The organism is Pseudomonas sichuanensis, assembly GCF_003231305.1.
Lineage (GTDB): Bacteria > Pseudomonadota > Gammaproteobacteria > Pseudomonadales > Pseudomonadaceae > Aquipseudomonas > Aquipseudomonas sichuanensis.
Window position 1 is genome coordinate 194,052 of sequence record NZ_QKVM01000003.1, and the last position, 10,666, is coordinate 204,717.

Sequence of the window (10,666 nt, forward strand, 5' to 3'; positions counted from 1 at the left end):
AAAAAGTTTCGGGGATTCCCGCGAGTCCGTCGTCCTTGAATGAGCAGGCGCAAATAATAAGCACTCTCAGATAGTGCAGCGCCACTCAATGACTTGGACGATTTCGGGGAGCTCCACTGATGAAGATTACCGCCACTCGGACCGTGCTCGGCCTGGCCATCGCGCTGGGCAGCGCAGCCCTGGCCGCGCCACTGCAGGCGCTGGCCGCAGCGCAGGCACAGGTATACCGTTTCGAGATCCCGGCGCAGTCGCTGGACTCGGCGCTGGCGGCCTTCAGTGCAGTTACCCGGGTGCAGGTGCTGGTGCCGGGCGAATTCACCCAGGGCCTGCGTTCGTCGGGCCTGAATGGCAGTTATCCACAGGACCAGGCACTGGCCAGGCTGCTGCAAGGCACCGGGCTGAGCGCCAGCGTGATCGACGCCGACAGCGTCACCCTGGAGCGCCAGCGCGCGGCAGGCGACACCTCGATGCAACTGGGCGCCGTCAAGATCGACAGCAGCGCGCTGGGGGCCACCACCGAGGGCAGCGGCTCCTACACCACGGGCGCGCTGACCATCGGCAAGGGTGAGCAGAAACTCAAGGACATCCCCCAATCGGTCTCGGTGGTTACCCGCCAACGCCTGAACGACCAGAACATGAACAGCCTGCAGGACGCCATGCGCCAGGTGACCGGGGCGACGATCAAGAGCTACAACAGCGGCTCCAACCTCAACGATGTGTACATGCGCGGCTTCCTGGTCGACCAGGTGCAGGTGGACGGCGTTTCGCAACTGACCGGGCAGGGCGACATGGCCACCAGCTTCGACCTGGCGATGTTCGACCGGGTCGAGGTACTGCGCGGCCCCTCCGGCCTGTACCAGGGCGCAGGGGAGCCGGGCGGCACCATCAACCTGGTGCGCAAGCGTGCACTGAGTACCTTCGGCCTGAGCGGCGAACTGTCGGCCGGCAGCTGGGACCGCTACCACTCCAGCGTCGATGTCACCGGCCCGCTGAACGGCGACGGCAGCCTGCGCGGGCGTTTCGTGACCGCCTACGAGAACAACCAGTCGTTCGTCGACCATGCGCAGAACGAGCGGCCCATGGTCTATGGCCGCCTGGAATACGACGTGACTCCGGCCACCACGCTGTCCCTGGGGGGCGCCTATCAGCGCAACAACTCGACGCCGGCATTCGGCCTGCCGGCCTATGCGGACGGCAAGCTGCTCGATGTGAGCCGCTCGAGCTTCGTCGACGCCAAGTGGAACGAGTTGGACGAACGCGTGTGGGAGGGCTTCTTCGAGGTGGACCACGCGCTGGACGATGGCGGCCAGTTCAAGACCTCGCTGACCTACCGCGATGCCGAAACCCCGACCCGCAACTTCACTTGGACCGATGGCGCGGTGGACAGGGCGACCGGCGCCAGCTCGGCAGTGGCCTACGCCTACTACACCCATATCAAGACCCTCGGCTTGGACAGCTTCGTGACCTTGCCGGTGGAGGCGTTCGGGCGCAGCCACGAGCTGACCGTGGGCGCCGAATACCAGCACCTGGACAAGGACTTCACCTACGGCGGCGGGGAGTACTTCGACATCAATGTGTACGACCCGGGCAGCATCAATATCCCCAAGCGCGACTACGAGATGGTCAACGGCAACTGGGTCAAGTCGCAGCAGTACGGTGTCTATGGGCGCACCAAGATCAGCGCCACCGACTGGCTGGACGTGATTCTCGGCAGCCGGGTGACCTGGTTCGAGAGCGAAGGGCGTAACGCCAATGCCTTCTTCAACAACTTCAGCAACACCGAGACCAACATCGACCGCAAGGTGATCCCGTATGCGGCGCTGGTGGCCAAGCTCACCCCCGAGCTGTCGGCCTACGCCAGCTACACCAGCGTGTTCAAGCCACAGACCGACGTGGATGCCAGCGGCAAGCCGATCGACCCGCGCGAGGGCGAACAGTACGAGCTGGGGCTCAAGCGTGAGTTTCTCGATGGCCGCCTGAACGGCAGCGTGGCGTTGTTCCGCATCTATGACGAGAACCGTGCGCAGTCGGTGCAGCGCACCGCCTACTTCGAAGCGCAGGGCAGGGTCCGTAGCCAGGGCTGGGAAACCGAGCTGTCCGGCAACCTGACCGACAACTGGAGCATCAGCACCGGCTACGCCTTCACCATGCTCAAGTCGATGAACGAGGAGAACTACCAGGGGATCAGCATCACCCCCAAGCACAACTTCAACCTGTGGACGCGTTACGAGTTCAAGGATGGGCCGTTGGACGGTTTCAGCGTGGGTGGCGGTGTGCGGGCGGTCAGCCAGACCTATTACAAGCGTGACGTGGACTTCGTCCAGGGGGGTTACAGCGTGGCCACGGCGCAGGTGGGGTATCGCTTCAACAAGCACCTGTCGTCCACCCTCACGGCCAACAACCTGTTCGACCGCAAGTATTACGAGCGGGTGGACAGTGCCTGGGGGTCGAACTTCTATGGCGAGCCGCGCAACCTGACGTTGACGTTGCGGGCCAGTTACTGACCTGAAGCCCTATCGCCGGCAAGCCGGCTCCCACAGGAAAATGCATGACCCTGTGAGAGCTGGCTTGCCAGCGAAAGGGGCGCAAAGCGCCCCCGGCGATATCAGCTGTGACTCAGCTCGGCATGCTCATCCCCGCCCAGCACCTGCTGGTCGGTCTGCTTGAGCAACTGGCTGGTCACCACGCCCGCGGTCATCGAGCCGCTCACGTTCAAGGCCGTGCGGCCCATGTCGATCAGCGGCTCCACCGAGATCAGCAGTGCCACCAGCTCCACCGGCAGGCCCATAGCCGGCAGCACGATCAGCGCGGCGAAGGTCGCACCGCCACCCACGCCGGCCACACCGGCCGAGCTCAGGGTGACGATGGCCACCAGTGTAGCGATCCACAGCGGGTCGAAGGTGTCGATGCCCACCGCCGGGGCGACCATCACCGCGAGCATCGCCGGGTACAGGCCGGCGCAGCCATTCTGGCCGATGGTAGTGCCGAACGAGGCGCTGAAGCTGGCGATCGACTGCGGCACGCCCAGGCGCTGGGTTTGCGCCTCGATGTTCAGCGGGATGCTGGCGGCGCTGGAGCGGCTGGTGAAGGCGAAGGTCAGTACCGGCCACACTTTACGGAAGAAGCGCAGCGGGCTGACGCCGGTCAGCGCCAGGATCACCCCGTGCACCACGAACATCAGGCCCAGGCCGATGTACGACACCACCACGAAGCTGCCCAGCTTGAGGATGTCGTCGAGGTTGGAGCTGGCCACCACCTTGGTCATCAGCGCCAGCACGCCATAGGGGGTGAGCTTCATCACCAGGCGCACCAGGCGCATCACCCAGGCTTGCAGTACGTCGATGGCCGACAGCGCGCGTTCGCCTTTGTCCTTGTCGTCCTTGATCAGTTGCAAGGCGGCCAGGCCCAGGAACACGGCGAAGATCACCACGCTGATGATCGAGGTCGGCTTGGCCCGCGCCAGGTCGGCCACCGGGTTGGTGGGGACGAACGACAGCAGCAGTTGCGGAATGTTGAGGTCGGCAACCTTGCCCGCGTAGTCGCTGTGGATCGCCTGCAGCCGCGCGCTTTCCTGCACGCCGGCCACCAGGCCCTCGGCGCTGAGGCCGAACAGGTTGGTCAGGACGATGCCGATCAGCGCGGCGATGGCGGTGGTCAGCAGCAGGGTGCCGATGCTCAGCACGCTGATGCGGCCCAGGCTCGATGCATTGTGCAGGCGGGCCACGGCGCTGAGGATCGAGGCGAAGATCAGCGGCATGACGATCATCTGCAGCAGGCCGACATAGCCGTTTCCGACCAGGTCGAGCCAGGCGATGGTGGCTTTGAGTACCGGGTGGCCGGCGCCGTAGACCGTGTGCAGGACCAGGCCAAAGCCCACGCCCAGGGCCAGGCCCAGCAGTACTTTCTTGGCCAGGCTCCAGTCGGTGCGGCGGGTTTGCGCCAGGCCCAGCAGCAGGGCCAGGAACGCCAGCAGGTTGAGAGACAGCGGCAGGTTCATTGAAGCTCCAGAAAAAGCAGAAGAGGCAGCGCCTCTGATGAGCGATTGCGAACCGAAATGCTAACAGCCTGAAAACAAACGAATTTATACCTAAAAGGAATTTACATAGTCGTTTATGGAATAACGCAGTGTCGTTATTGGCAACCCCCATGGCGTTTGCGGCTGCGTCGGGGTCGGTCGCGAACGCCTGGGTGTCACAAAACGGGTCTAGGGTTGAGCGGCCACGTCTTTGGGAGAACTGCACATGATGTCTGCGCCGAAACTGTTCGCCGGCGGGTTGGCCCTGTTGCTCAGTGCCAGCAGTTGGGCGGCCACCGAGCTCAAGCACTGGCCCGCCGAGGCGGCCAGCAAGCTGGACGCGATGATTGCCGCCAATGCCAACAAGGGTAACTACGCGGTGTTCGACATGGACAACACCAGCTACCGCTTCGACCTCGAAGAGTCGCTGTTGCCGTACATGGAGAACAAGGGCCTGCTGACCCGCGACAAGCTCGACCCCTCGCTCAAGCTGATCCCGTTCAAGGACACCGCCGAGCACAAGGAGAGCCTGTTCAGCTACTACTACCGCCTGTGCGAAATCGACGACATGGTCTGCTACCCGTGGGTGGCCCAGGTGTTCTCCGGCTTCACCCTCAAGGAGCTGAAGCAGCAGGTTGACGAGTTGATGGCCTCGGGCAAGCCGATCCCCAGCACCTATTACGAAGGGGATCAGGTCAAGAACATCGAGGTGCAGCCGCCCAAGGTCTTCACCGGCCAGGCCGAGCTGTACAACAAGCTGATGGAGAACGGCATCGAGGTGTACGTGATCTCGGCGGCGTCGGAAGAGCTGGTGCGCATGGTCGCTGCCGATCCCAAGTACGGCTACAACGTCAAACCCGAGAACGTGATCGGCGTCAGCCTGCTGCTCAAGGACCGCGCCACGGGCCAGTTGACCACCGCGCGCAAGCAGATCAGCGCCGGGCATTATGACCCCAAGGCCAACGAAGGCCTGGAGCTGACCCCGTACCTGTGGACCCCGGCGACCTGGATGGCCGGCAAGCAGGCGGCGATCCTGACCTATATCGACGAATGGAAGAAACCGGTGCTGGTGGGCGGCGACACGCCGACCAGCGATGGCTACATGCAGTTCCACAGTGTCGATGTGAGCAAGGGCGGCATCCACCTGTGGATCAACCGCAAGGCCAAGTACATGGACCAGTTGAACGGCATGATCGCCAAGCATGCGGCGGCCCAGGCCAAGGAAGGGCTGCCGGTGACGGCGGACAAGAACTGGGTGATCGTGACGCCGGAGCAGATTCAGTAACTGCCGCCGCGTTCATCTGTAGGAGCGGCCTTGCGCCGCGAAAGGGCCGCGAAGCGGCCCCAGGATTCAGCGTTGACACCTGCGTTGATGGGGGCGCTTCGCGCCCCTTTCGCGGCGCAAGGCCGCTCCTACAGAGGGCGTGTGTTGCGCAAAGCAGGCATAAAAAACCGGCGCACCAGGCGCCGGTTTTTTCATGCCATCAAAGCCTCACAGCCCTTCAAGCATCGCCTTGTTGCGCACCGCACCCTTGTCGGCACTGGTGGCCAGCAGGGCGTAGGCCTTCAGCGCGGTGGTCACCTTGCGTGGGCGCACTTCGGCCGGCTTCCAGCCTTTCTTGTCCTGCTCGACGCGACGCGCGGCCAGCTCTTCGTCGCTGACCAGCAGGTTGATCGAACGGTTGGGGATGTCGATCAGCACCTTGTCGCCGTCGCGCACCAGGCCGATGGCACCGCCTGCGGCGGCTTCCGGCGAGGCGTGGCCGATCGACAGGCCGGAAGTGCCGCCGGAGAAGCGGCCGTCGGTCAGCAGGGCGCAGGCTTTGCCCAGGCCTTTGGATTTCAGGTACGAGGTCGGGTACAGCATCTCCTGCATGCCCGGGCCGCCTTTCGGGCCTTCGTAGCGGATGATGACGATGTCGCCGGCCTTCACTTCGTCGGCAAGGATGCCGCGCACGGCGCTGTCCTGGCTTTCGAAGATCTTCGCGTTGCCTTCGAACACATGGATCGACTCATCCACGCCGGCGGTCTTCACCACGCAGCCGTCCAGGGCGATGTTGCCGTACAGCACGGCCAGGCCGCCTTCTTGCGAGTAGGCGTGCTCGAAGCTGCGAATGCAGCCGTTTTCGCGGTCGTCGTCGAGGGTTTCCCAGCGGGTCGACTGGCTGAACGCGGTCTGCGTCGGGATGCCGGCCGGGCCTGCCTTGAAGAAGGTGTGCACGGCTTCGTCATCGGTCTGGGTGATGTCCCACTTGGCGATGGCTTCTTCCATGCTGGCGCTGTGCACGGTCGGCAGGTCGGTGTGCAGCAGGCCGCCACGGGCCAGCGAGCCGAGGATGCTGAAGATGCCGCCGGCGCGGTGCACATCTTCCATGTGGTACTTCTGGATGTTCGGCGCCACCTTGCACAGCTGCGGCACCTTGCGCGACAGGCGATCGATGTCGCGCAGGTCGAAGTCCACCTCGCCTTCCTGGGCCGCGGCCAGCAGGTGCAGGATGGTGTTGGTCGAACCGCCCATGGCGATGTCGAGCATCATGGCGTTCTCGAACGCCTTGAAGTTGGCGATGCTGCGCGGCAGGACCGAGGTGTCGTTGTCGCCGTAGTAGCGTTTGCACAGTTCGACGATGGTGCGGCCAGCGGTGAGGAACAGCTGCTCGCGGTCCGAGTGGGTGGCCAGGGTCGAGCCGTTGCCCGGCAGGGCAAGCCCTAAGGCTTCGGTCAGGCAGTTCATCGAGTTGGCGGTGAACATGCCGGAGCACGAACCGCAGGTCGGGCAGGCGCTGCGCTCGTACTCGGCGACTTTCTCGTCGGAGGCGCTGGAGTCGGCGGCGATGACCATGGCGTCGACCAGGTCCAGGCCGTGGCTGGCCAGCTTGGTCTTGCCGGCTTCCATCGGGCCGCCGGAGACGAAGATCACCGGGATGTTCAGGCGCAGGGCGGCCATCAGCATGCCGGGGGTGATCTTGTCGCAGTTGGAAATGCAGACGATGGCGTCGGCGCAGTGGGCGTTGACCATGTACTCGACGGCGTCGGCGATGATCTCGCGGCTGGGCAGCGAATAGAGCATGCCGTCGTGGCCCATGGCGATGCCGTCATCGACTGCGATGGTGTTGAATTCCTTGGCCACGCCACCGGCGCGTTCGATCTCGCGGGCGACCAGCTGGCCCAGGTCCTTCAGGTGCACGTGCCCCGGGACGAACTGGGTGAACGAGTTGGCGATGGCGATGATCGGTTTCTTGAAATCGTCGTCCTTCATCCCGGTGGCGCGCCACAGGGCGCGGGCGCCGGCCATGTTGCGGCCGTGGGTGGAGGTCTTGGAACGGTAATCAGGCATGGAGCGCTCCTGGCGGCTAAATCACATCACGTAAATAGGGAGTGAGCTTCTCTTGTCCTGATACGCCGAAGGCCGGTTGCCGCTGGCAAGGATGGGGGCCGAAGACCGCGCGGGATCGCCGCAGGCTCGACCAGAGCTCATAAACCCGCCGGGGATGACTGGCGATGAATAGGCCCGATTCTACACCGCCGCGCCTGCGAGGGAATGCCGTTGTGATAATTGGCGGTCGGCCCAGCCCGCAGGGTAAAGCCCTTGGCATCGGTTGCGCAGGGTTCGGTAGACTGGCGCGCTTCGTACCCCTCTGGCCAAAAGGATTTGCCATGCCGGCGCCTGCTCGTTCGTTGTTGTATTACGTTGTCATTGGCCTGCTCCAGGGCCTGGTGTTGCTCGCCACCGTGCTGGGGCGCGGTGAAGTGCTCGGCTTCGGCCTGTCGGTCGCGGTCTGTGTCGCGGTGGCGGTGGCGGGCCTCAACCTGCAGTTGCTCGGCAGCGCTGTGCGCCAGCGCGGCACGGGCTGGCTGGTGCTGGGCCTGAGCCTGCTGATCGGCGGGATCAGCGCCTGGGTGTTCGCCACCGAACGCATGGGCTGGCTGCAGCAGACCTGGTGCCTGGCGGCGGTGGTGCTGGGCTATATCGGCACCGCGTTCATCCTTGCCTGGCCGACCGGCGAAGGGCTGCGGCTGCGCTATGAAGACCTGTTCCGGCATGCCTGGAACAATGTGTTCATCCTGTTCCTGGCGCAGATGCTGACCGGCCTGTTCTGGCAGTTGCTTTGGCTGTGCGCGCTGCTGTTCAGGATGCTGGGCATCCCGCAGGTGAAGGAGGCGGTGGAGTCGCCGGTGTTCCTCTGGCTGGTGCTGCCGGTGGTGTTCTCCCTGGGGATGCGCATGGGCCGGGAGAACGAGAAGGTCATCGGCCTGCTGCGCGGCATCCTGCTGACGCTGTGCCGCTTCCTGCTGCCGCTCGGTGCGCTGATTACCCTGCTGTTCACCCTGACGCTGCCGTTCACCGGGCTGCAGCCGGTGTGGGACACAGGCTATTCGACGACCCTGTTGCTGGTGCTGGCGATCATCAACCTGTTCCTGGTCAACGGTGTGTTCCAGGAGGGGCATCAGGGCAGTGTCTACCCCGTTGCGCTCAAGCGCCTGGTAAACGCCAGCCTGCTGTGCCTGCCGGTACTGGTGGGCCTGGCGGCCTACGCCAGCTGGATGCGCATCGATCAGTACGGGCTGACACCGTCGCGAATCCTGGCGCTGTTGCTGGTGGGGGTGATGCTGGCCCACGGCCTGGCGGCGGCCTGGGCGGTGCTGGCGTCGCGCCAGGGCTGGCTGAACAGCCTGCGGGTGAGCAACCCGTGGATCGCCCTGCTCAGCGCGGCGCTGGTGGTGCTGTTCTATACGCCGTTGCTCGCGCCACAGGCGCTGAGTGCGAAAAACCAGGTCGAGCGCCTGGTCAGTGGGCGTACGCCGGTGAGCGAGTTCGATGCGCGCAACCTGTACCACGACCTGGGCCAGCCGGGGCGGGACGCCTTCGAGCAGCTTGAAAAACGGCTGCAAACGGATGAGTTGCTCGATGCGCGAGGGCGCGCGCAACTGCTGGCGGCGCTGGAGGAAGTGCGCCGGCCGGCAGTGTCCGAGGAGCGCGGACCAAAACTGGAGTGGCTGGGGCCGGTGCAGTCCAGCACTGAAGCCCTGGCTGACTCGACCATGGCCGAAAGCCAGTGCGGCGGCAAGGGGTGCTACCTGTGGGCGGTCGACCTGGATGGCGACGGCCACAACGAAGTGCTGATGATTCCGCGGCACACTTACGCATCGCGCCTGTTCGTGTTCACCTGGGACAACCGGGAATGGCAGGAAGTGGGGAGTTTGAGCGGCAACATGGACAACCTGGAAGGGTTGGCCAAGGGCATTCGCGAAGGGGCGGTGAAGCTGGTCACGCCGCGCTACAAGACCTTGAGCATCGACGGGCAGGAGCTGATGCAGGACTTCAGGCGGTAACCGGGGCTGGCCTGACAGCATGGGGCCCCATGCGGTCAGGCCAGCGTGCTTAGCTGTTCGGCAGCAAGCGGCAGGTAATGCTCTTGATGTAACGGGTCTCGCTGATCGCCGGGTGCACCGGGTGGTCCGGGCCCTGGCCGCCGCGCTCGAGCAGTTGCAGGTTGCGGTCCAGGTGGCGGGCGCTGGTCAGCAGGATGTTGTTCAGGTCGTCCTCGGGCAGGTGCATCGAGCACGAGGCGCTGACCAGGATGCCGTCCTTGTTGAGCATGCGCATGGCCTGTTCGTTGAGGCGGCGGTAGGCGGCCTCGCCGTTTTTCAGGTCTTTCTTGCGTTTGATGAAGGCGGGCGGGTCGGCGACGATCACGTCGAAGCGCTCTTCGGCGGCTTTGAGCTCGCGCAGGGCTTCGAACACATCGCCTTCGATGCAGGTCACTTTCTCGCTGATGCCGTTCAGTGCGGCATTGCGCTCGACGCCGTCGAGGGCGAAGCCCGAGGCGTCCACGCAGAACACTTCGCTGGCGCCGAATGCGCCGGCCTGCACGCCCCAGCCACCGATGTAGCTGAACAGGTCGAGTACGCGCTTGCCTTTGACGTAGGGCGCCAGGCGCGCGCGGTTCATGCGGTGGTCGTAGAACCAGCCGGTCTTCTGCCCTTCACGTACCGGGGCTTCGAACTTGACGCCGTTCTCTTCCAGGGCGACCCAGTCCGGCACTTCGCCGTAGACGGTGTCGACGTAGCGCTCGAGGCCTTCGGCGTCACGGGCGGCGGAGTCGTTCTTGAACAGGATGCCGCTGGGCTTGAGCACCTGGATCAGGGCGGCGATCACTTCGTCCTTGTGCGCTTCCATGGTGGCCGAGGCCAGTTGCACCACGAGGATGTCGAAGAAACGGTCGACCACCAGGCCCGGCAGCAGGTCGGAGTCGCCGTAGACCAGGCGGTAGCACGGCTTGTCGAACAACCGCTCGCGCAGCGACAGGGCCACGTTCAGGCGGTGCACCAGCAGCGACTTGTCCAGCGGCAGCTTGGCGTCGCGCGACAGCAGGCGGGCGCAGATCAGGTTGTTCGGGCTCATGGCCACCACGCCCAGCGGCTTGCCGTTGGCGGCTTCGAGGATGGCCTGCTGGCCGGCCTTCAGGCCCTGCAGCGGGGTGGCGGCAACGTCGACTTCATTGCTGTAGACCCACAGGTGGCCGGCGCGCAGGCGGCGGTCGGCATTGGCTTTGAGACGAAGGCTGGGCAGGGACATGACGTCGCTCCGGGAAAAAAGAGCGGGAGTATACCGCGTCGGCCCAGGGTTCGGTGTGGGGCGCGACAAAGCGG

At 64.7% G+C, this 10,666-nt stretch carries 6 protein-coding genes; 3 read left to right on the plus strand and 3 right to left on the minus strand.

Translation table 11 applies throughout. From position 1 onward, the window contains the following. The first annotated feature begins 119 nt into the window (after positions 1-119). Positions 120-2,504 carry a TonB-dependent siderophore receptor gene (locus DM373_RS02915; RefSeq protein WP_110992129.1) on the plus strand — a complete coding sequence of 795 codons (2,385 nt, stop codon included), beginning with the start codon at positions 120-122 and terminating at the stop codon, positions 2,502-2,504. 101 nt (positions 2,505-2,605) lie between these two features. Here DM373_RS02915 and DM373_RS02920 read toward each other — a convergent pair whose 3' ends face one another. After that, a complete protein-coding gene (locus DM373_RS02920) occupies positions 2,606-3,997 on the minus strand; it encodes an L-cystine transporter (protein ID WP_110992130.1) in 1,392 nt (463 codons plus the stop codon). 247 nt (positions 3,998-4,244) lie between these two features. Between DM373_RS02920 and DM373_RS02925 the strand changes: the two genes are divergently transcribed. Beyond that, positions 4,245-5,300, plus strand: a complete 1,056-nt coding sequence (locus DM373_RS02925; protein WP_167409788.1) for an HAD family hydrolase — start codon at positions 4,245-4,247, stop codon at positions 5,298-5,300. Between the two features lie 207 nt (positions 5,301-5,507). Here the strand turns inward: DM373_RS02925 and ilvD are convergent, their stop codons facing one another. Further along, positions 5,508-7,349, minus strand: a complete 1,842-nt coding sequence (gene ilvD / locus DM373_RS02930) for a dihydroxy-acid dehydratase (protein WP_110992132.1) — start codon at positions 7,347-7,349, stop codon at positions 5,508-5,510. A 320-nt stretch (positions 7,350-7,669) separates the two neighbouring features. On the opposite strand from ilvD, the gene DM373_RS02935 reads away from it, so the two are divergent. Beyond that, positions 7,670-9,346, plus strand: coding sequence for a DUF4153 domain-containing protein (locus DM373_RS02935; protein ID WP_110992133.1), 1,677 nt, complete (start codon positions 7,670-7,672; stop codon positions 9,344-9,346). 49 nt (positions 9,347-9,395) lie between these two features. Here the strand turns inward: DM373_RS02935 and DM373_RS02940 are convergent, their stop codons facing one another. Then, positions 9,396-10,592, minus strand: coding sequence for a class I SAM-dependent rRNA methyltransferase (locus tag DM373_RS02940; RefSeq protein ID WP_110992134.1), 1,197 nt, complete (start codon positions 10,590-10,592; stop codon positions 9,396-9,398). Positions 10,593-10,666 lie beyond the last annotated feature (74 nt).

Bases quoted from the DNA above. Each gene is read 5' to 3' on its own strand.
- DM373_RS02915 (WP_110992129.1), top strand. From the start codon at position 120: ATGAAGATTACCGCCACTCGGACCGTGCTCGGCCTGGCCATCGCGCTG.
- DM373_RS02920 (WP_110992130.1), bottom strand. From the start codon at position 3,997: ATGAACCTGCCGCTGTCTCTCAACCTGCTGGCGTTCCTGGCCCTGCTG.
- DM373_RS02925 (WP_167409788.1), top strand. From the start codon at position 4,245: ATGTCTGCGCCGAAACTGTTCGCCGGCGGGTTGGCCCTGTTGCTCAGT.
- ilvD (WP_110992132.1), bottom strand. From the start codon at position 7,349: ATGCCTGATTACCGTTCCAAGACCTCCACCCACGGCCGCAACATGGCC.
- DM373_RS02935 (WP_110992133.1), top strand. From the start codon at position 7,670: ATGCCGGCGCCTGCTCGTTCGTTGTTGTATTACGTTGTCATTGGCCTG.
- DM373_RS02940 (WP_110992134.1), bottom strand. From the start codon at position 10,592: ATGTCCCTGCCCAGCCTTCGTCTCAAAGCCAATGCCGACCGCCGCCTG.